The organism is Bartonella birtlesii IBS 325, assembly GCF_000273375.1.
Classification (GTDB): Bacteria; Pseudomonadota; Alphaproteobacteria; order Rhizobiales; family Rhizobiaceae; genus Bartonella; species Bartonella birtlesii.
The window spans coordinates 1,442,997-1,464,688 of record NZ_CM001557.1 but is presented as its reverse complement, the minus strand read 5'-3'; the positions used below and the strand labels follow the sequence as shown (position 1 = coordinate 1,464,688).

The window sequence follows — 21,692 nt, the reverse complement described above, 5'->3', positions numbered from 1 at the left end:
TGTCTCATATTGAAGAAGTTTATAATCTTTGTGAAGAGTTTTTTAGGATATTTTATGAGTAAGATACCAGATAATCACGGGCAGTCTTCTCGGCAGCCTATGAAAAAAGGAGTACGTGAAAATGGATCTCGTGATCATTATAAGGCTTATGTACCAGCTTATACTCAAGTATCGTTACCAAATAATATGAAAAAACAAATTTTTTTCTGGCTTGGTACATTAGTTTTTTTCATTCTTTTTATGTTTGTTTTTGGATCTATTTTGCTTCCTTTTGTAGCAGGAATTGTGTTGGCTTATTTCCTTAATCCTATTGTTCAATTGCTTGAAAAATTTGGTATTCGTCGTGTTTTTGGTACTATCCTCATTACCTTATTTATTATTATTGTTTTTGTTGCTGCTTTAATTATTTTAATCCCTATCATTAGTTGGCAAATACAGCAATTTATGAGTAATGGTTTGCCTGTTTATATTAATCGTATTCAAACTTTTTTCGTTGAACATGATTTTGATTGGGTTCGCCGCTATTTTGGGAGTGATCCAAATGAATTACAGAGTAATATTAAAGGGCTTTTAGGAAAAAGTTCTGACTTTATTACGTCTCTTTTAAATTCACTTTTAAAGTCAGGAAAATCTATCGTTAATCTTGTCAGTTTGTTTGTGGTGGCACCTGTAGTGACGTTTTATATGTTATTAGATTGGCCCCGTATGGTTGCAGCAATTGATTCGCTGATACCACGAGATCATCTTGAAACTGTGCGCAGTATTTTTCATGAAATGGATAGAGCTATCGCTGGCTTTGTGCGTGGACAAGGTACAGTTTGTCTTATATTGGGAGGCTATTATGCTATTGGTCTTACTATCACAGGTCTCAATTTTGGTCTTTTGATTGGTATGTTTATTGGCCTTATCAGCTTTATTCCTTATATTGGTACAATGAGTGGTTTTGTACTCTCTGTTGGTGTTGCATGGGTTCAGTTTTATCCGGATAATTGGGGGTGGATTATCGTTGTGATGATACTCTTTTTAGTTGGTCAATTTATTGAAGGCTACATTCTTCAACCAAAACTTGTAGGCTCATCAGTAGGATTACATCCAGTATGGTTGATGTTTGCACTTTTTGCTTTTTCTTCACTTTTTGGTTTCACCGGGATGCTTGTTGCTGTTCCTGCCGCAGCCGCTGTTGCTGTTTTGGTTCGTTTTGCTCTCCATACTTATCTTAATTCTCAGATGTATTCGCACAGTGAAAATTCGGAGTCACTAGAATGAATGGGCGTGAAACGCAATTACCTTTAAATTTTTCTTATAATCCAGTTTTCAAATTTGATGATTTAGTGATAACGGAAAGCAATCGTATGGCTTTTCAGCTTGTTGATTATTGGCCAAATTGGAGCTTACCTATAGCCGTTTTGGTTGGAAAAGAAGGATCTGGAAAAACACACTTTTCTAGGGTATGGGCACAAAAAGCCAATGCTTTAAGTCTTCATTGCAATGAAATTGATCAAGCAGTTGCTATGGCTTCTCTAGGGCGATCATTTTTAATTGAAGATATTGATGTGGGTGAAATTAGTGAGACGGGATTGTTTCACTTGATCAATAGCGTTAAGCAAGCAAATCTTGATAAAGGCAAAGCTACTTTGTTGATCACTGCTCGTACAGTTCCATCAACGTGGAATTTAAAGTTAAATGATTTAAAAAGTCGTCTTAATTCAGTTATGTTGGTTGAAATTAATCAGCCTGATGATGCGTTGTTAAGAGCTGTTGCTTTCAAACTTTTTTCTGATAAGCAAATTATTGTTCATCCTGATGCTATTTATTATCTTGTAAGTCGTTGTGAGCGTTCACTATTTTCTTTGGGGCGTATTATTGATTCTGTTGATCGCTTGGCATTACAGAGAAAGAGTAAAATAACGCGCGCTGTTATTAGTGAAGTACTTAATATGAAAGTTCAGTAAGCACTGCTTTTTAGTAAATTGCATTTTATTTCATATGAAGTGCTTTTGTTCTATTTTCGTTTTGGTATGTGCAGTAAAATGCCATTATATTTAAATTTTTTTGTTTTTCTATGTCTAGTTTACGCGTTGGCATTGTTAGTAGAGCATAGAATTGGTAAAATAAAAACCATTAGATAAAGCGATCGAAAAAGCTGCATCATTTTCCTCATGATTCGTTTTGGATTCTGCATGAATAAAGCTTAGATGCTATCGTTCTATAGTTTTGGAGTTTTTTTAAGAGGTATATGAATTGTAGCGCTTCTATAAAAAGCTCTTAAATATCTTATTTGAGCATGTATTATTTAGAAAAAAAATTGAAAAATTTTTCTTGTAAAGAAATATAACAAAATTAAAAAAAAGCGTGTTTCCCTCTTGCACTTCTGTTATGAAAATTTTAGGGAATATGCATCAAATAAATGTAAATGGCGGAGCGTAGCGCAGCTTGGTAGCGCACCTGATTTGGGATCAGGGGGTCGTAGGTTCGAATCCTATCGCTCCGACCACGTTTGATTTTATGTGAAGGAATGGTACAATCACGTGCCTGTGGTAAGAAATTATCATTTGATGGTTGTGTATTCTAAAGGAAAGTTACCATGATCGCACGTATTTATAGTCCTGCGAAGACGGCTATGCAGTCAGGTAGAAGGAATACGGGAATTTGGATTTTGCAATATGAGCCGTTACAAGCAAAGATGCTCGAGCCTCTTATGGGGTATACTGCCACTTCTGATATGAGTAGTCAGATAAAAATCCATTTTAATAGTAAGGAAGAAGCAATTGCTTTTGCATGTAAGAATGCTATCCCTTATCGTGTAGAGAAAACACATAAAGCGATTCGGCGTGCTGTTTCTTATTCTGATAATTTTCACAGTGATAGGCAACAACCTTGGACGCATTGAGTTAAAGATGCTTTTTTTGATTGAGAAAATGATCAGTTGGTCCCGTAGCTCAGCTGGATAGAGCAACGGCCTTCTAAGCCGTGGGTCACAGGTTCGAATCCTGTCGGGATCACCATATTTTAGTAGAATCAATGTGTTATATAAAAGTTCGGGAATTTTTGTTGGGAAGGGTGTTATGTTGTTTTCTGAGCGGCTAATGGCGTTTTAAATTTAACGTATACTGCATAACAGTACATGTTGCTGTAAGCTTTTTGTTCAATGCTGATTTTAATATTCGTTGCATTGCAAGTTTTTCAAAGTGGGTTGCTCAAGCTTTCTTTAGTTAGTTTTTTTACTTTTTTACCAGGGCGAAGAGTCTCTATTTTTCAATGAGGATATTACCAGTGATATCTTTTATCCATATCACTCTAATACAAGCCTTACACAGAGAAGGATAATAATCTTAAGTGTTTTGTTATAGGTTTCAAGCGATAAGAGATAATCGTATTTGTCGATTTCTTTTTTAGTTATACTATGAAGTCTTTCATGTTAAAAAATTTGAGTAGGTTTATATTAAAATTTAAAAATTTTATTTAAAAGAGAGTATTTTTATCTGCCTAATTAAAAAGCTTTTTTTGTGGTTAGAAAATATATTACCAAGCAGGGATAAAAAGAAAATACAATATTATGATATCCTCTCTTGAAACAGCTAAACGTCAAAAATATTTTCATTTTTTTGAGGGATATTACAATCTGAATTAAAGAAGATAGTCTCTTTTACTTTAGAGTTTTTATTGTTGTTATCAGATTCTTACCAAATTGATTCGCTTGCGTGTTAAAGAGCTGGATTAAAGTTTGGATAAGAATTGTGTAAGAAAAAATTAAAATGCCTCTAATAAATTGGCTGAGGTACCAAGGATGTCATTGGAGGATTTGTAATAGTTTGATGGTATCGGTTTGGCTGTTTTATAAACGTGAGGATGGTGATGCTTAATAGTTTTGCTATTATTCATTCAGCGGTGTAGACACAAATACCGATTGGTGATAGCTCTTTCTATAAAAATGATATCTTTCTTTAAAGGCAGCTATTAACTAATAGTTTGATTAGGAAAAACAATATTTTAAAAAATAAAGAAGCTTCCTTTTGTAAAGTTTGGGAACTAGAAATTTTTAATCCATTACATATATGAAACTGTTAGTGCGTTTATAAGATTTTAGAATGATTTTCTCAAAAGAATTGGGCAGCACTCAAAGAATGGTAAGAAGTAATTTGCTAATACTATGCATTTGAATAGAGATGTGTTGGAAAGTCCTATTCCCCAACTTTTATTTACGCATCCCTCACTGTAAAAAACATATGAAGTATCAATAACTTAATGGTAATACAAAGCTATATGGTGGGCGTGACAGGGATTGAACCTGTGACCCCTACGATGTCAACGTAGTGCTCTCCCGCTGAGCTACACGCCCATTTATTAGTGTTGCATACACCACATAGAATAACAAACGTCAATGCCTAATTTAGTTTTCTCTTCAATCAGACGCGAATGATTCAAGATATTCTTTAAGCAGCTATAAGTATTTTTTCAACCTCATTTACAAGTTCACGCAAATGAAAAGGTTTAGAAAGTACTTTTGCATCAGGAGGGGCATTGCTATTTGAATTAAGTGCAACTGCTGCAAACCCTGTAATAAACATTACGCGTAAATCAGGATCAATTTCAGTAGCACGTCGTGCTAGCTCAATTCCATCCATTTCTGGCATTACAATATCAGTAAGGAGAAGAGAAAATGGTTCTTCTTGTAAACGTTCATATGCGCTAGCACCATTATCAAAGTCAGCAACTTCGTAGCCTGCACGTTCTAAGGCTTTTACTAGAAAGCGACGCATATCGTTATCATCTTCTGCGAGCAGGATTCGTTTCATGATTATGTTCCAATGGCTCCATTCTTCATAGTTTTTGCCATATCAGCTATACAATATAGAGTTTTTATACAAAAGATGATAAAATACTCATAATTGAAATGAATGACAAAATGGTTAATTCTTATATTCTTGTCAAGAATACAGCATATTGGTTGTGAGTTGGTTAAATTCGAAATGTATTGACATAAAAGAAACGGTATTTAGATACTTCAAACGTGATCAATCGTAAATTTTTCTTCTTTTTGCTTTTTTATTTTTATTCAACTTCCATTAAAAAATTTATGTACGTATCCGTTTTATAAACTGTCTTTATAGTTAGGAAATCAGAGAAGTGTGCTGTTGCTTTTGATTTTGATAAATTATACGATAAAGTGGAGTTTTAGTACATATTTGTTTTCCACCTGGCTTCATAGGTACCTGTATCTGCAATCAGAATGCGTTTATTTATGGTCACCTTTCTTTTTAAAAAATAGATTATTATAATTGTATCTTCCCGAGAGATTTATGTCATATTGCATTGATCATTTTCAGCTATTTACCAAATTCTATTATGAGATTTATTTTAAGTTGTTAACTATATAAACGAAGCTAAAACTTTTGTGAAATTTTATATTTTTACTTTGAAAATAACCCCATTTCACGCTACGGGAGTGAATTACGAGCTTATTAAAAAACATTAGCTTATAGATATATCGATAGAAATAAATGCATCAAATGCAGCCCAAAATTGTTTTCTGTAATTCTCTTCATGCATGATTGTATCAAGTTCAGCACCTGTAATGGTGAGGCTGTCCAAGAGGTTTGTATGTTGGCATAATTGTCGTACTTCAATATTGTTTACGATATTGTTTTGATTGGCAAGGATACATAATGTCGGAATTTTTAAATGTCCATGAAGGATACGTTGTTTCACGGAAGCGATTGCATTAAGTACCGATGCCATCCATTGGGATGTTGGAGGCTTGATAGAGGAAAATGGTGCTTTATCAGAGTGCTCTGATTGCATATTTTTTTGTTTTATTTTTTTAAGCTTTGTCCCATCTTTAACAGGTAAGAAACCAAGGCCTATATCAGAAAGAAGCTGTGTTAATTTATGTTGAAAACCATTTGTTTTGTTGCCCAAAGGAGCAAAAAGAGGAGAAACGCAAAGCATTTTGTTAAACCGATGGTTAAGGAGATCCAATCCACTCAGTGCTATCAATCCACCCATTCCATAGGCTAATATATAGTAAGGTGGTGGACAATCAGAAAACACTATCTTTTTAAGAAATTCATTTAAGTCATTAATGTCATTATTAATATTAAAATGATGGTGTCGGAGCTGTTTTTTTCTATTGAAGGATAATTTTTCTCGACCGAACCAATCAAATATTGCGGTATGAAAACCGCGTTTAGATAATTTATTCATTGATAAAAAATATTCTTCTAAAATATTTTCATAGCTTTCGAGAATAACAACTGTTCCCTTCAATTTTTTTATTTCAGGACATGCTATCGCAAAACGAATTTCTCGATCCATAGCTGTTGTAAGATAGCTATTGCGGATATTGTGAGGAGTGAAATTCCTATCTGTGGGATAAAGAGGGGTTTCCAATTGGTATCCTTTGCAGTGTATTTTTGCAACTTAGTGCAAAATGAGATAACGGGAGAACTGAGATCTATGTAATGGTGAAGAAGAATTAAGAAACAGTTATATTGCTTTTCATATATTTTTATGAATTTAAACACAAAAGAGTTGAAATAATATAGAATAATTACCAGATGAATAATGTGCAGTTGCTATAATGGGACTGCGGGTTCGCGGGAAAGTTGCCCATTTAGGAACTTAGCGAATCAATTATAGGTTATAGTCGCTCTAGAGGAGGGCAGTATTTATGCGTCAAGTAGATTTTTCACCATTTTATCGTTCCACAGTAGGTTTTGATCACCTTTTTAATTGGTTTGATTCTAGAACTCAGCCTGATGATGTTTCTTCTTATCCGCCCTATAATATTGAGCGTTTAACTGAAGATTCTTATAGGATTTCTATGGCTGTTGCTGGTTTTTCTCAAGATGAAATCGATATTGAAACGCATTGTAATCAATTGATCATTAAGGGTGAGAGAAAATCTGAAAATGATGATGAAGAACGGGAATTTCTGTATAGGGGTATAGCTTCGCGCGCTTTTGAGCGACGTTTTCATTTAGCTGATCATGTTATGGTTATTGGAGCAGAACTTGGGGATGGTCTTCTTCATATTCAGCTTAAAAGAGAAATGCCTGCTGAACTAAAACCTAAAAAAATAACTGTGCAGGCGTCACCATCTACGATGAAAAATGATAACAATTGATAAAAGGCATAAAGCAATTTTAAAAGCTGAGAACGCTGAATAATTATCAACTTTTTATATCCTTTTATTGATGAGTGTTAAAAAAGCCTCTCTACATCATGGAATCGTAATTTAATTAAAGAGGGCAGGTGCATTTTATATCTGCCTTATGTTTTCTAGAAAAATTGGTCGGAGCGGCGGGATTCGAACCCACGCCCCCTTGACCCCCAGTCAAGTGCGCTACCAGGCTGCGCTACGCTCCGAACTGTGTAAAACGACTAAACGACAGTTTCTTTAAAGGCAAGAAAAAAATAAACAGAATAAAATCTAAAATGCTCTGGTACTTTTAAAGAAGGATTGCATTCACAAAATGAAATTTTGTATTGCAATATTTTTTCCTGATTAAGATAAATAATTAAGCTATTTTGCTTTTAGATTTCTCTATACATTTGCGTATTCAATCAATTATTTTACGTGTACCATGAAGATATAATACGAAGCTTTTCAGATTTATAAGTATAATGATAGATTAATGATATTGAGGAAAATTTTTCATTTTTTATTTCTGTAGAAAAAGTATTTTGTATAGGTTACGTGTGTACAGTAAAATAGAAATCTTAAATTACACAATCGATAATTATAAATTGTTGTATATGAATCTTTTATTGCCATGGAAAATGATCAAAATGTTTCATTATGTCTTGTTACTTTATTTCTGATATACCGAATAAATAAAATATCAGTGATGAAGCAATTTTAAAGTCTTTATTTTGCAAAAAAGAGTTAATAATGAGCCGTTTTTCGATAATGAGTTTGACGGAAGCCGCAGTAAATCGTGTTAAAGCGATTATGCAAGCAAAAGATGCCTATGGTATTCTTATTGGTATCAAGAAAGGTGGCTGTGCAGGAATGGAATATAGTATTACCCTTGTAAAAGAAGAGGGGATGGATGCAGATGTTGTTGAAGTGAACGGTGCTCGTGTTTTTATAGCACATGATGCAGTGTTATTTTTGTTAGGAACGCAGATAGATTATGAGGTAACAACACTTCGTTCCGGTTTTGTCTTTAAAAATCCTAACCAAGTTTCAGCATGTGGGTGTGGAGAGTCGGTAGAGCTTCGTTCTGCTTTGCAAAATCAGTTGAATGAAACATATAAAGTCAATTGAGCTTCGTGAAATTTTATTAAGTGATTCGAAAGATCTATTGATTGTTTAGGTTGATAAAGCCTGTTGTTTTTATTTTCTGTTTTTAGCTTCATTCCAAAGAGTTTCCATTTCGCTTAAAGATGCATCAGTTGGTGTTTTAGATTGAATGGATAGGGTTTCTTCAATATAGGAAAAACGATTTCGGAATTTTTTGTTTGTTTTTCTAAGTGCCTTTTGTGAATCGATATTTAAGTGGTGTGCAAGATTAAGTAGAACAAAGTAAAGGTCTCCAAATTCTGCTTCTATCTCAGTTGTTTTATGCTCTTTAATTGCTTCTTTAAGCTCATTAAGTTCTTCTTCGATTTTTGCAAAAATTTTATGATTCTCATGCCAATCAAATCCCACTTTAGCTGCTGCTTTTTGTAAAGCGAGAGCCTCTTGATCTGCGGGCTGGATTTTTTTACTTTTGTAAGAATGCTTGTCCTAGAATCGTCTGATACGCTTATTTCTTTGCAGATTTTTTTCTGTTTAACACGTTCTTTTTTTTTGATATGCTCCCATCCTTCCACTCTAAATCCGCGTTTCTTTTGTTCGGCATTTCCAAAAATATGAGGATGGCGACGAATCATTTTTGCAGTGATTGCATAAATAACGTCTTCGAATGTAAAGTAACCTTGTTCTTGTGCAATTGTAGTATGATAGATGACCTGTAAAAGAAGATCACCAAGTTCTTCGCAAAGATCAGTTCGATTTTCTCGTTCAATGGCATCAATAACTTCGTAAACTTCTTCGAGCAAATAGGGTATAAGAGACTCAAATGTTTGTTTGAGATTCCAGATACATCCGCTATCACGGTTTCGTAATGCTGCAACAATTGTGATAAGATCATTGATATCTTTTGACGCTAACACTTATATTTCTCCTATAAATGCTATGATATATTAGTTATCCCAACGTCTGTGTAACCACGCCCATTGTTCCGGATGTTCACGTACCCAACTTTCGACAATATCATTTAATTTTTGTGTAGAAGCGATTATATCGATTTCGTTTTTTTCGTTAAGCGGAAGCTTCACACGCTCATATAACTCTAAGCGATGACGTCCTCCAGAGAGACGGATACAACGTGCTGGATAAATATCACAATTATATTGTCGTGCAAGTTTTATAATTAAAGGATTTGTTTTAAGAGGTCTATTAAAAAATATTCCTAAAACACCACGGCGAAATTTCTGGTCGACAAGCATACCAACATTTTCACCTTCTGCTAACTTGGCGGCTAATGCCCAAGCAGCACCGGCTTTAGATGGAACGAGATGTCCCATGGAAGTTTGCCGAGCTTTAAGGACTCGCTTTGCAATATAAGGATTGTTAGGGGGTCTAAAAAGTACTGTAACATTTAGGCCAAAACTTTGCGCGCATATAGGAAGGAGTTCGAAATTTCCGGTATGCGCTGTAAAAAAAATATGCGGTTTTTTTTCATTTTTTAATCGCTTAAATATTTCAGCACCTTTAACTTCAATAAGACCTGGCTTCTCCGCATGAGGATCAAAATCAAAAATTTTATCAAGAAAAATATATTCGGCTAGAAATCGTCCTATATTTTGCCACATTTCTATTGCAATTTGGCGGAGCTCTTCTTCTGTTTTCTCTGGATATGCAGCTTTAAGGTTTGTGAGTGCGATCTTGTGGCGGTGTGTAAGAGGGCCGAGTGTTTTCGCTAACCAAGAAAACAAAGAAAAGCCGATGTTGGTAGGAAGATGTTTTAAAATAATTAAGGAGCCAATAAGCAAATGTCCCCACAAAAAATAAAATAATTTCTTTGTTATAATTTTAATACGGTATACAGTATTTTTGATATAGATCTTCATAGTAATTTAATCAATTTTAAGAATGATTTTACCAAAAATATCTCGGCTTTCCATTCGTTTTAAAGCCGTATCTATTTCGTTAAATCCAACAATTGTATCAATGACAGGGTGTACAATCCCTTGTGCCATTTTTTGCATGGCGTTTTGCATATTTTCTATACGGCAGCCAAATGAACCAAATATTTTAAGTTGTTGTTGAAATAACTGCATGAGATTCAGTGGTGCTGTAACTCCAGAAGTAGAACCACAAGTTACTAAGCGCGCTCCTCGTTTCATGCACAACAAAGAACCGCTCCATGTATCTGCTCCTACATGCTCAAAAACAACGTCAACACCTTTTTTTTGAGTTAATTTTCGAACAACGCCTTCAAAACGATCTTTACGGTAATTAATAACATGATCTGCTCCAAGAGATTGCGCTTTTGCTATTTTTTCATCTGAACCTACCGTTGTAATAACTGTACATTCCATATGTTTTGCGAGTTGAATAGCTGCAGAGCCGATACCAGAACCGCCTGCCTGTATCAGAACTGTTTCTCTTGATTGTAGTTTTGCATTATCGAAAAGCATATGTTCTACAGTACCAAAAGTAATTGGAGCAACAGCTGCTTGAAATTCATCACATTTTTGAGGAGCTGGAACTAACAGACGTGCTGGTAAAGTGACAAGTTCACAGGCAAAGCCGTCAAGATGAAAACCGTAGACACCTTTTACGTGACTGCAAAGATTATCACGTCCTTCACGACAAGCTTGGCATATTCCGCAGGTTTGTGCACCATAGATCGAAACGATTTGTCCAAGGTGTAAATTTTTAACATGGTTGCCTAATTGTACAATTTCACCGGAAGCTTCTGCACCAATGATAAGTGGCATTTTTCTTTTTGCGAAAGCCATACCACGCCAGCCCCATACATCAATATGATTGAGAGCAACGGCTTTTATACGCACTGTTACTTCATCGGGGAGTGGAGGAGGCGGTGGTGCAATATTGGTAATTTCAAGCTGGCGTTCATTTAGCAGTTGTAGCGCACGCATTATTAACTTTCTTCAATTATAATAGCTATAGCTTTAGTATGATTAATTTTGATCCGTATGGAAAAGATTATCCTTTATAGGCTGTAATAACAAGACTGGTATTTTGACCGCCAAATCCAAATGAATTTGACAAAATCGCATTGACACAGGCTTTACGGCTATGATTTGGAACAACGTCTAAGGGGATAGCAGGATCAGGATCATCATAATTGATTGTAGGGGGAAGTATACCTGATTGAATCGTTAAAAGTGAAAAAACAGCTTCTATGGCGCCAGCAGCAGTCAATGTGTGTCCAATCATTGATTTATTTGAGGAAACAGGAATATGTTTTAAAATATCACCAAAGACTGTTGATAATGCAAGATACTCCATCTTTTCATTTTCGGGTGTTGAGGTTCCGTGTGCATTAATATAGTCAATTTCATTGATGGTTATTTTTGCATCCTCTAAAGCTTTGCGGACAGCCTCAATTGCTGGAGATGCATCGGGTTTTGAACGCGTACGGTGAAAATCATCTGCTGTTTCTCCACAGCCAGCTAAAATTCCTAAAATTGTTGCATTACGCTCTAATGCACTTTTGAGAGATTCAAGAACAAGAGCGCCTGATCCTTCTGCCATAACAAAACCATCACGGTCGCGGCTAAAGGGCTTTGCAGCTTTTTCTGCAGGATCATTCTGGGTTGAAAGAGCCGATAATAATGAAAAGCGGATAAGGGATTCTGCTGAAACTGAGCCATCCGTAGCAATTGTGAGCGCACGATTAGTCTCTTTTCGCCGAATGGCTTCAACAGCGAGTTGAATTGCTGTTGCACCAGATGCACAAGCAGTAGAAAGTGTGATAGGAAGTCCTTTTGTACCAAATTTTTTTTGAAGTTTTTCTGCAATTGCAGCAAATTGTGTGGTTTCAAAGAGCTCCTCGTGGGGAGTATGGCTGCAGACTTCAAGAAGATTTGCATAAGAAGGATCATTTTTGCATACTCCCTCTTGAGCAAGGGCAAAGCGTGCTGCCCATTCAAGCTCAACTGGGGGAGCAGCTAAAAAGAGCGGTCCATTAAAACTTGTTTTATCAAATGCAGCCTGTTTTAGAGCTTCTTCCGCTGCAAGATTCGCAAGTTTTTCAGAGAGAGCTGAAGCACCAAGCGTACTTTCTTTAAGAAAATCAACTGTTCCAGCGATAGATGTATTTAATCCCTCAATAGGAAAACGTGTTATTTTATGGATACCACTAACACCACTTATTAATTTTTCCCAATTTTCCTGTTTGCCTTGTCCCAATGATGTTACAATCCCTGCCCCGGTTATTGCAACAAGTGGACGCTCAGAATGATCATTATATTTCACTATAGAAATTCTCCTCAAGCAGCCGTTAAACGGACTATACCTTCGGCTCTTTTAATGCCAATGGCTGTAGCAAACGCTTCACGTATTTCTTTAGAAAAAGGCTTTTCATGTGTACTTAATATTGGAAAACTGTGTTTTTTATCAACAGCGAGTGCAGCAAGTGCAAGCGCTAAAAGAAATTGCCCTTCCCGCATATAACCAAATAGCGTTGTAATACCACGGTAAAATATGCTAGAGACTTCAAAAGCATTTTGTTCTGCTTTGGTTGCTTCACGGAATCCCGATGCTGCTGAAATAACTAAAGAAGATTCAGCTTTTATTGTTTTTAACATTGATAAAATCGATTCTTCAAGCGAGATTTTTGTTCTATCTATTTGGTCCGTTATGATTTGGCTAATTTCAGCATAAGCATGTGCATTACGTTTTTTTGCATGTTCTTCACTTTCAAGAATCAGAAAGATACCACCAGAGCCTGTTATGACACCGCCACCAGGATAATTTTCACGATCCCATACCGGTGACCATCCACTTCGGCTTAAGAGTCCTCCAAGTTCATATGCTAATAACATATCATAGCTTTGCGCATTATAAGAGCTTCCTACCAGCGCATGGGTGCTTTGTCCTGAGCGAATACGCGCTACAGCGATTTGAATTGCAGAAAGCCCACTACCTTCTTCTCCCATAAATGTGCGAGAAGATCCTGTTACTTTATGAACAATTGAAATATTTCCAGCTAAAAGATTTGAGAGTTGTGCCAAAAACAAAGTTGGACGCAATTCAGTTGAAAGGATTGAATTTAACATGGAGGCACGATCAGCTGTTGAGCGTGCTTGTGAAAGAATCTGTGTATCAACGACAATATCACGTTCTCCACCACTTGCTGCAACGATCATATCCATTGTTGAAGTAAATTGCTTATTATCTTTCATGCCTGCATCATCAAGAGCAAGACCTGCTGCATATGTACCAAGGCGTTGCCATGTGCCCATTTGTCGTTGATCACTTTTTTTGGGAATCTGTAAATTCCAATCAATTTCAGGCAATTTATGAATGGTGTAGGGGGAAAAAGTTGTACAATCAAGGTTTGGTGCGCGTGATGGATTATTCAAAAGATTCCAGTGATGATCAATACCTTCACCAAGAGAGGTTATAAGTCCTATACCAGTGATAAATACAGCTTGATGATGCATGGTGAAAGAATTACCCCGTCTGTTTTAAGGCAACAAGTTCATCAATTTTTGCACAAAGATTTTTAAGAACAAAGTATTCTTCTGTTGCAACAGTACCTTCATTGACTTCCTGCGTCCATTGTTCTAGCGGGATTTTAATTCCAAAGGCTTTATCAATAGCAAAAACAATATCCAGAAAATCAAGGCTATCAATTCCTAAATCATCAATTGTATGGCTTTCAGGTGTGATTATGCTGCGATCAATTTCACTGATTTCTGCGATAATATCAGCAACTTTATCAAACGTAGAGGACAATGTACGATTCCTTATATAGAGTTAATAAATTCAAAATACACTTAACGCATTCCTTCTAGCCTTTTTTCCTCTTAAAAAAAAGACTTAATCTAGAATAAGCTGTCTTTATCATATAGCAAACATGCATGCAGTGTATAAGATACTATATTTCAAGGTTTTGAAAAACTTTGAAATTTTATTATAAAGTGACTGATTTTTATTTACCTTGTTTTAGAAGTTTTTCTATTTGCAGCAAGAACTGCAAGAGCTGTCATATTAACCACTCCTCGTGAAGTTACTGAGGGTGTTAGAATATGTGCAGGGCGTGAGGCTCCGATTAAAATAGGGCCTACGTGAAGTGCGTTAGTTAGATTTTTTACGAGATTGAGTGTTATATTAGCGGCATCAAGCGTTGGAAAGACAAGCAAATTGGCTTCTCCTTTGAGGCGTGAATCAGGAAAAACACGATCACGGAAAACCGTAGAAAGTGCAGCGTCACCGTGCATTTCTCCATCAGCTTCTAAATCTGGGTATAAATGAGCAAGAATTTCTGTTGCACGGCGCATTTTACGTGCACTTTCTGTATTTTTTGAACCAAAGTTTGAATGAGATAATAATGCTGCTTTTGGCGTTATACCAAAAGCTTCAATCTCTTGCGCTGCTAATACTGTCATTTCTGCTATTTCTTCTGCAGAAGGATCTTCGTTGACGTAAGTATCGGTTAAAAAAAGAGTGCGACGTGGAGAAATGAGCAAACTCACAGCAGAAAAATGATGAACGTTTGAATCAAGTCCAATAACTTGCTCGATTAATTCAAGATGACGTTCAAAACGTCCTTCTAAGCCGCAAATCATTGCATCCGCTTCTTCACGCATCACTGCGAGGGCAGCAATGGCTGTTGTTGATGTTCTGACAATTGTTTTTGCAACTTCAGGCGAAACACCACGTCTTCCTGTATAACGGAGAAATAAATTAACATAGTCACGAAAACGTGGATCATTTTCCGGATTTGTGAGTTCAAAATCTATGTTGGGGCGAATTCTTAAACCGAAGCGCTTTAATCTCGCTTCTACGACATGTGGGCGGCCAATAAGGAGAGGAACTGCAGTTTGTTCTTCAAGTACAATTTGGGCTGCTCTAAGCACGCGTTCATCTTCACCATTAGCATAAATGATACGTTTACGTTTTGCTGTTTTTGCGGCAGCAAAAACAGGCTTCATTGTTAATCCTGAGCGAAATACAAATCGATTAAGAGTATCATAATAGGCTTCCATATTTTCAATCGGCCGAATCGCTACACCAGTTTCCATTGCCGCTTTAGCAACAGCAGGAGCAATACGTAGTATTAAGCGTGGATCGAAGGGGGAGGGAATAAGGTAGTCTGGTCCAAAACTAGGTGTTTTTTTTGAGTATGCACGTGCTGCAATATCTGAAGTCTCTTCGCGAGCTAGAGCCGCAATCGCATGGACCGCAGCCATTTTCATTTCTTCATTAATTGCGGTAGCTCCCACATCTAATGCACCGCGGAAAATATAAGGAAAACAAAGAACATTATTAACCTGATTGGGATAATCAGAACGCCCTGTACAAATCATTGCATCTGGTCGCACAGAACGTGCTTCTTCTGGCATAATTTCTGGTATTGGGTTAGCGAGTGCTAAAATGAGTGGATTGGAAGCCATTTTTTCTAAATATTCAGGTTTTAAAACACCTCCTGCTGAAACGCCTAGAAAAATGTCTGCATTATCAATAATTTCGGATAATGTTCGTGCATTTGTTTTTTGCGCGTAATTAATTTTCCAACGATCCATAAGTGTCTTGCGGCCTTCGTACACAACCCCTTCTAAATCGCTAAGCCAAATATTTTCAACTTTTGCTCCAAGACGGACCAAAAGATTAATACAAGCTAAAGCTGCAGCACCCGCGCCTGAAGAAACTATTTTCGCATTCTCAATTTTTTTCCCAGAAAGATTTAAAGCATTTAATACCGCCGCTGAAACAATAATGGCAGTTCCATGTTGATCATCATGAAAAACTGGAATATTCATTCGAGAACGAAGTTTTTCTTCGATTTCAAAACATTCAGGAGCTTTTATATCTTCAAGGTTAATACCACCAAATGTAGGTTCTAAGGCAGATACAGTCTCGACCATTTGTTCAATATTAGGAGCATCGATTTCAATATCAAAAACATCAATATTGGCAAACTTTTTAAATAAAACAGCTTTGCCTTCCATAACCGGTTTGGAGGCGAGGGGACCAATATTCCCCAATCCAAGAACAGCAGTTCCATTGGATATAACGGCTACTAAATTAGCGCGGGAAGTGTATTGAGCTGCAAGATTGGGATCTTTGTGAATTGCAAGACATGGGGCTGCAACACCTGGGGAATAAGCAAGAGCCAAATCACGTTGATTATCAAGAGGTATTGTCGCTTGTATTTCTAATTTTCCAGGCTTTGGATGTTGGTGATAAAAAAGTGCGGCACTATCAAGTTCAGTTTTCTGTAAACTGAAGTCACTATTTCGTTCTGTAGACATTTTTGTGGTATCCAAGTTCATGTATGTTTATATGAGATGTTCTATCTACGATAATTTTTTATCACTGATAACTCCTCATTTCTCTAAAGATAATAATGCATGAGAAAATTTTCCTAGATCGTTACTCAGTATAATATTTCTTTGTGTTTGTGTTTATTAACAATTTTATTGATATCAGCACAATTGATCTTTTCTCCTTAAACAAAAATTCGCAGAAATTGGTTAGTAAAAAAGGTACTTATTGATGAGACTTAGTTGTCATAAGGATATGCTTTATTCATATTTTTATAAGTAATTGTGATATTTATAGACCATTATTTTCGGTGTGAAAAAGTAAAGAAGACACACATAAAAAAATAAGGAGGTGTTATATTTATCCTATTATATCGTCTGGTTATTGATCATGCGTATTCTAGATAGGGATTATCGCTAAGACACTACAGAAATACAACGTCAATCATCTATGCAACTTCTGATATAAATTTGCAACCAATATATTGTGCTATGATAAACAACAAAAAACGGAAAAATACTTTTCCATTTTCTGTTGTTTATTGGATACGTCCACTCGCATGAGCAAGCATAGTGTAGACTTTCCCAGTATCCGATACCAGATATTTTCGAGTCGAGTTAGAAGAACTAGAATCACGCGACACATCACGTAATAGCTTTTCAAAATCCATAATATATTGATCAATTGAGCGTTTAAAATCAAGATCGCTCATATATTTTTTCTTAATCACATCAAATATTTTTTTGCCATTCAATGTATAAAGGCGTTCCGTTATGATATTTTTTTGTCCGCGGCGATAATGATCCCATAGCTCAATGACAGCATTGTGATTCACGGCTTGTACTATATTTGCTGCTAAAGAATTAAGAGATTCATTTGCAGAATGCGGTTTTGTTTGTATTGATGCAAAAACAGTATCACTAGGCATCTCATTATACCAAGCTTCTTCACGTGAAGCCCTTTCTAGGAGATTTGATACCCATTTATTTTGCCGTTTTTTGCTTTGATCTTGCTGCAAAATAGGCTTAGGTGGTACTATTTTCTTAATGACTTCAGGAGAAATATTTTCGTTTTTCTTAAGTGTTGATGATATAGGAACTGCCGGCATTAACTGCCCATTTGTATTGTTTTGACTATTTTTTTGTATAATGCTTACTAAGTTTTTTAATGCTGTAATTTGTTCATTTAAAGCAGAGCGAATTGTTTGCGTTGTTTCTTTCGTTTTTTCTGGAAGTCTTTGCACATTTTCATTAAGATCATTATTAATTTTTGAAAGTTCTAAACGAACCTCATCGGCTGAGCGACGTATATCTTTTGCTGCTACTGAAAAACGCATTGAAGCTTCACTAATAAGCTGATTAAGTGATTGTTGGAGTGAATAGGTAGAATTCTGCGCATTTTTATCGGTGCGTTCCAATGCTAAGTTTAAGATATTTTCATAATATTCAATCATTTGATTTATTTCATTAGATTTTGAAACGAGAGCATTGCTTAACATAGAGAGCATGTTGTGTTTTTCTTCAAGTGTTGCACTAAATGAATTTTCGGATTGCTCGAGAACATGAACGGCTTCAGAAAGTGTTTTTGCATGTTCACCAAAACTACTTGTGATATGATTAATCTGCTCAAATGTATTTTGTGAAAGCCCTTGCAAAATTTCAACATTGTTATTGAGTGTTTGATTTGAAGCCGATAAATGCTCTGCTATTTGGTTGGTATTGCGGAAAAAATTATTTGTAGCCTCGCTAAATTGACCATCAATATTTTGAACTGCTGATAATAAAACATTACTATTTTCATGAAAGCTATAAATTGATTGATTCAGTTGAGCAACGATAGATGAGACGTTATTGACAAGATCTTCCTTCATAGCAGTTACTGTTTGAAGCGTTTCAGAGTTTGTTTGTGTTAAACTATTCACCAAAGATTCATTGTATGCATAAATCCTTTGTTCAGCATCTTGTGTTGAGAGGGAGAGTTGTTCACCAATATGCTGTGTTAAATAACCTATTGATTCTGTTGTGTTTTGCGCAGCTTGATTTAAGTGGTTAGTCAGTTCTGCGATTTTTCCAACATGTTCTGAAATTTGAGTGGCTGTTTGATTTTTTGCTTCTTCCAAACGACTACTTACATCAGAAAGTTGATAGCCTAAATTATTTTTCATATTCTGCATAGAATGATGAAGAACATTGCAACGTTCATTGAGGACTTGTTCAATTGCTATTGTTGAAGTATGAATTGTTTCATTCAGCAACGCCTGAGCGTTATGGCTGGCTGTTGTAAAGGCTTCAATAGTGTGGGCTGTTTGTTCAGAGAGAACAGATAAAACTTTTTCACTGGTATCATAAACCGTTTGTTTAACATTTGTTACAATGCGATGGCCAGATTCGGAAAGGATATTTTCAGCCTTTTCAGTAACATCCTCTACAGATGAAACTATTTGTTCACTTGTGGAAGAAAGAATACCGGAAGCTTCTAAAATTTTGTCATGTAAACTTCCTGCAACTGTGTTAACGGAATCTTCCAAGGTAATCCGTATATTATCAACACTTGTTTCTAATGCTTGTTGAATTGCTTGGCTTTGTTCATTATTAACGATGATAGATGTCTGCAATGAATCAGAGTGTTTTTCAAAAACAGATGCTTGCATCTCTATAGTTTCGCATATTTGGCCAAGTTTTTCTGAAAATGTCTCTTCTAAGGTGGCGGCACGCTCAAAAATTTGGCGCGCACGGTTTTCTAAATTCTCGTCAAATGATTCTATACGTGTTTCAAGGGTTTCAAAGAATGCACCTTTGGATTGAGAAAGAGTATTTTTCAAAATTTCAGCTTGTCCCTCCAAATTCTTAATATGACTTTGAACGGTTTCTGTAATGTTTTTATTGTTAGTAGCAATTGCATCCTCAACGAGACCTACTTGCTGTTTTAGTGCTGCATCAACATGTATATCACTTTTGGCGATAAGATTATGGATTGTTTCCATTCTCTGTTCAAGTGTGCGCGCTTGATCTGCAAGAACCTCGTTAAGAGAAAAACTATTAATAGCTAAAGAGTCACGCAGAGCGTCGGCACGTATGTCAATATTTCTAGCTTGTGCTTCTAACGCATCTTGCGTAGCATTGCAGCTTTGCGCAATAGTTTTTTGTAGTTTCTCTGTGCATTGAATGATATTTGTAACATGATTTTCAGTATGCTGATCAACGGTTTGAATATTATCAATCAAAAATTTTTCAAGACTTGAAGTATTTTGCGTCAAGATATCAATTTGATTTTTTAATGTATCAGCAATTTTATTTTTTTCGTTATCGAGCATGTCTGCCATGAGAGCTTTTTGGTCAGAAAGTTGTAATTTAAAGTCTTTTGAACGTTCTTGTATGATATCGACAATAGCATTATCGATATATTGAACTTCCTCTCTTAGTTGTTCTGTACTTTTGTCAATTGCAGAAAGAATAGTCTCATGACCATTTGTAAAAGCTTTTGTAATATCAGCTGTTCTTTCTTGGAGATTGGTATCAATTTGTAAGACATGGGATTCCAAAAAATCACCAAGTTTTTTAGCGTTATCTTCTAAGGTAAGACTGCGTGCTACGAAGGATTCAATTATGGAATTGCTGTGTTCTTTAAGAGAAAGATCAACAGTTGCTAAACGATTTTCAAAAGCTTCAATTGCTTCTGAAGTTACGTTATCAAACTTAGAAGAAAGCTTATATGCTTTTTCATCTAGCTGTATAACTTTTTCATCAAAACTCTGTAAAAATTGATTATTGCGATCAATAATGGATTCATCTAGCGCTTTAAATTTCTCGTCAACATTCTGTAGTGTCTGGTCTGTTGCTGTTTGTATGTGCGTTACAATTTCAGTGATATGTTTTTCAGCTTTGATAGCTGTTTCATTAAAGGTTTTTTCTATTTGTTTTTCATTATTATCAAAACGCTCTGAGAAATTATTGAAGTTTTTTTCTAATTCATGGAAAAATTCCGTGTTCTTTTGTTGAATTTGTGTTGTGGTTTGATGAAATTTTTCAACAAGTTGATTTGTTACGTCATCACCAGCATAGGAAAGCTTCTCAACAAGATCTTCTCCTTGTTTTTGTAAAGTTTGGGAAAGAGTTTGTGCGAGTTTTTCAACATTGGTTACAATTTTTGAGGTTACCAAGCCAAATTCATCACTCAGTTGTTCTTGTGTTCCTTTAATTGTTGATTGTATACGATCAGCGTGATTTAAGATAGCTATACGTTCATTGCTCAATTCTTTGATGAGTGTATGAATGCGTGACTCATTTTCAACATAGGCTTGTTCCAGATTATGAACTTCTCCTTGTATGATCGCTTCAAGTTCAACTGCCCTTCCAAGGGTGCGTTCAATTCCCTTGTTCATTGCTACAACTTCTTCACGAATAGTCTGTCCTATAGCGATAGCTTGTTGTTCAGATATATGTTGTGGTTCATTAAGACGTTGTGCAGCGTTTGTCATAAGAAGAGCAATATTGTGCAATTCATTTGAACGTTTTGTTAATTGAGCAAATCCCCAAGATATAAGAATAGGGATTGCTGTTCCAGCTGCTACAGCTAATCCGCTTGGAGATGTAACAAAGGCGGTAATATTCGATAAAGAATTGAGTCCAGCAGGCGCTAGTTTATGAGCGATAATAGCGCCTCCTGTAGCCCATAAAGCACTAAGTGCTGTCGTACACCAATAGATTCGAGAGGTAGAACGCTGCTTTAATGTCTCAAAATTTGAAGAAATTGTTATATCATCATTAGCAGGAAGAAGTTGTGTAGATAGTAACTTATTATGAACAGTCCCACCTGAAAGCTTAGATGCAGATTTCTGGGAAAAAAGCTGTTCAACAACGGATTCATCAATAACAGCACTATCATGGATATTTGAGACAAGAGTTGAAGTACCATTTTCAGCGAAAATTTCTTCTTCTGCCATCGCAATTTTTTGAATGAGTTCATCCACATTAATGACATTTTCAGGATTATTGGGTGATACCGCTTCAACCGCTGTGTCATCAAAGTTAAAATTCATAGCTTTTGAGAGAGCTTCTTCAACTTCAACTTCAAATGTTTGTAACTTTGTTCTGCGTGCCATACTCGCCTCGTACTCTTACAGACGGAAAAAGGATACGTTTTCTTCCAGATATCGCAATATACTAGCTGTTAATTA

14 protein-coding genes, 4 tRNA genes and 1 pseudogene are annotated in these 21,692 nt (G+C 35.9%); 7 read left to right on the top strand and 12 right to left on the bottom strand.

Going from position 1 to position 21,692, the window contains the following annotated elements; translation table 11 throughout:
* The first annotated feature begins 54 nt into the window (after window positions 1-54).
* The 5 genes from QWU_RS06975 (at window position 55) to QWU_RS06955 (ending at window position 3,005) form a co-directional block, all read left to right on the top strand.
* Window positions 55-1,266 (top strand): AI-2E family transporter, encoded by a 1,212-nt coding sequence (locus tag QWU_RS06975; protein ID WP_006589547.1) that lies wholly within the window; start codon window positions 55-57, stop codon window positions 1,264-1,266.
* A complete protein-coding gene (gene hdaA / locus QWU_RS06970) occupies window positions 1,263-1,952 on the top strand; it encodes a DnaA regulatory inactivator HdaA (protein WP_017196474.1) in 690 nt (229 codons plus the stop codon). The genes QWU_RS06975 and hdaA overlap by 4 nt, the downstream gene beginning before the upstream one ends.
* 465 nt (window positions 1,953-2,417) lie before the next feature.
* Window positions 2,418-2,494: transfer RNA gene (locus QWU_RS06965), tRNA-Pro, on the top strand.
* A gap of 90 nt (window positions 2,495-2,584) precedes the next feature.
* Window positions 2,585-2,890, top strand: a complete 306-nt coding sequence (locus QWU_RS06960; RefSeq protein ID WP_006589549.1) for an ETC complex I subunit — start codon at window positions 2,585-2,587, stop codon at window positions 2,888-2,890.
* Window positions 2,891-2,928: 38 nt separating this feature from the next.
* Window positions 2,929-3,005 (top strand) — tRNA-Arg (locus tag QWU_RS06955).
* Window positions 3,006-4,264: 1,259 nt separating this feature from the next.
* Here QWU_RS06955 and QWU_RS06950 read toward each other — a convergent pair.
* The 3 genes from QWU_RS06950 to QWU_RS06940 form a co-directional block, all read right to left on the bottom strand.
* Window positions 4,265-4,339, bottom strand: a tRNA-Val gene (locus QWU_RS06950).
* Between the two features lie 94 nt (window positions 4,340-4,433).
* On the bottom strand, window positions 4,434-4,796 hold the full coding sequence (gene cpdR, locus QWU_RS06945; RefSeq protein ID WP_006589550.1) for a cell cycle two-component system response regulator CpdR: 363 nt from the start codon (window positions 4,794-4,796) through the stop codon (window positions 4,434-4,436).
* Window positions 4,797-5,472: 676 nt separating this feature from the next.
* Window positions 5,473-6,390 carry a serine aminopeptidase domain-containing protein gene (locus QWU_RS06940; protein ID WP_017196473.1) on the bottom strand — a complete coding sequence of 306 codons (918 nt, stop codon included), beginning with the start codon at window positions 6,388-6,390 and terminating at the stop codon, window positions 5,473-5,475.
* Between the two features lie 280 nt (window positions 6,391-6,670).
* On the opposite strand from QWU_RS06940, the gene QWU_RS06935 reads away from it, so the two are divergent.
* Entirely contained in the window at window positions 6,671-7,126 is a 456-nt protein-coding gene (locus QWU_RS06935) for an Hsp20 family protein (RefSeq protein ID WP_006589552.1), read from the top strand.
* A gap of 165 nt (window positions 7,127-7,291) precedes the next feature.
* Here the strand turns inward: QWU_RS06935 and QWU_RS06930 are convergent.
* Window positions 7,292-7,368: transfer RNA gene (locus QWU_RS06930), tRNA-Pro, on the bottom strand.
* Window positions 7,369-7,894: 526 nt separating this feature from the next.
* Between QWU_RS06930 and QWU_RS06925 the strand changes: the two genes are divergently transcribed.
* Window positions 7,895-8,272, top strand: coding sequence for an iron-sulfur cluster assembly accessory protein (locus QWU_RS06925; protein ID WP_006589553.1), 378 nt, complete (start codon window positions 7,895-7,897; stop codon window positions 8,270-8,272).
* Window positions 8,273-8,341: 69 nt separating this feature from the next.
* Here QWU_RS06925 and mazG read toward each other — a convergent pair.
* The 8 genes and pseudogenes from mazG to QWU_RS06885 all read right to left on the bottom strand — a co-directional run bounded on the left by mazG (window position 8,342) and on the right by QWU_RS06885 (window position 21,617).
* Window positions 8,342-9,162 (bottom strand): annotated as a pseudogene (mazG, locus tag QWU_RS09365) (nucleoside triphosphate pyrophosphohydrolase).
* A gap of 30 nt (window positions 9,163-9,192) precedes the next feature.
* The gene (locus tag QWU_RS06915) at window positions 9,193-10,122 is read right to left on the bottom strand and encodes a lipid A biosynthesis lauroyl acyltransferase (protein WP_006589555.1); all 930 of its coding nucleotides are present in this window, start codon (window positions 10,120-10,122) and stop codon (window positions 9,193-9,195) included.
* A 6-nt stretch (window positions 10,123-10,128) separates the two neighbouring features.
* Window positions 10,129-11,157 (bottom strand): zinc-binding dehydrogenase, encoded by a 1,029-nt coding sequence (locus QWU_RS06910; protein WP_006589556.1) that lies wholly within the window; start codon window positions 11,155-11,157, stop codon window positions 10,129-10,131.
* 67 nt (window positions 11,158-11,224) lie between these two features.
* Window positions 11,225-12,499 (bottom strand): beta-ketoacyl-ACP synthase, encoded by a 1,275-nt coding sequence (locus QWU_RS06905; protein WP_017196472.1) that lies wholly within the window; start codon window positions 12,497-12,499, stop codon window positions 11,225-11,227.
* A gap of 14 nt (window positions 12,500-12,513) precedes the next feature.
* Complete coding sequence (locus QWU_RS06900; RefSeq protein ID WP_006589558.1) at window positions 12,514-13,689, bottom strand: beta-ketoacyl-ACP synthase; 1,176 nt, start codon at window positions 13,687-13,689, stop codon at window positions 12,514-12,516.
* 10 nt (window positions 13,690-13,699) lie between these two features.
* Entirely contained in the window at window positions 13,700-13,984 is a 285-nt protein-coding gene (locus QWU_RS06895) for an acyl carrier protein (protein ID WP_006589559.1), read from the bottom strand.
* A 200-nt stretch (window positions 13,985-14,184) separates the two neighbouring features.
* A complete protein-coding gene (locus tag QWU_RS06890; protein WP_006589560.1) occupies window positions 14,185-16,503 on the bottom strand; it encodes an NADP-dependent malic enzyme in 2,319 nt (772 codons plus the stop codon).
* Window positions 16,504-17,054: 551 nt separating this feature from the next.
* Window positions 17,055-21,617: an apolipoprotein A-IV repeat region-like domain-containing protein gene (locus QWU_RS06885; protein WP_006589561.1), complete on the bottom strand. Its 4,563-nt coding sequence runs from the start codon at window positions 21,615-21,617 to the stop codon at window positions 17,055-17,057.
* Window positions 21,618-21,692: the final 75 nt, after the last annotated feature.

Excerpts from the sequence above, each read along its gene's own strand:
- QWU_RS06935 (WP_006589552.1), top strand. The coding sequence starts at position 6,671 with ATGCGTCAAGTAGATTTTTCACCATTTTATCGTTCCACAGTAGGTTTT.
- cpdR (WP_006589550.1), bottom strand. The coding sequence starts at position 4,796 with ATGAAACGAATCCTGCTCGCAGAAGATGATAACGATATGCGTCGCTTT.
- QWU_RS06915 (WP_006589555.1), bottom strand. The coding sequence starts at position 10,122 with ATGAAGATCTATATCAAAAATACTGTATACCGTATTAAAATTATAACA.
- QWU_RS06900 (WP_006589558.1), bottom strand. The coding sequence starts at position 13,689 with ATGCATCATCAAGCTGTATTTATCACTGGTATAGGACTTATAACCTCT.
- QWU_RS06975 (WP_006589547.1), top strand. The coding sequence starts at position 55 with ATGAGTAAGATACCAGATAATCACGGGCAGTCTTCTCGGCAGCCTATG.
- hdaA (WP_017196474.1), top strand. The coding sequence starts at position 1,263 with ATGAATGGGCGTGAAACGCAATTACCTTTAAATTTTTCTTATAATCCA.
- QWU_RS06925 (WP_006589553.1), top strand. The coding sequence starts at position 7,895 with ATGAGCCGTTTTTCGATAATGAGTTTGACGGAAGCCGCAGTAAATCGT.
- QWU_RS06960 (WP_006589549.1), top strand. The coding sequence starts at position 2,585 with ATGATCGCACGTATTTATAGTCCTGCGAAGACGGCTATGCAGTCAGGT.
- QWU_RS06890 (WP_006589560.1), bottom strand. The coding sequence starts at position 16,503 with ATGTCTACAGAACGAAATAGTGACTTCAGTTTACAGAAAACTGAACTT.
- QWU_RS06885 (WP_006589561.1), bottom strand. The coding sequence starts at position 21,617 with ATGGCACGCAGAACAAAGTTACAAACATTTGAAGTTGAAGTTGAAGAA.
- QWU_RS06910 (WP_006589556.1), bottom strand. The coding sequence starts at position 11,157 with ATGCGTGCGCTACAACTGCTAAATGAACGCCAGCTTGAAATTACCAAT.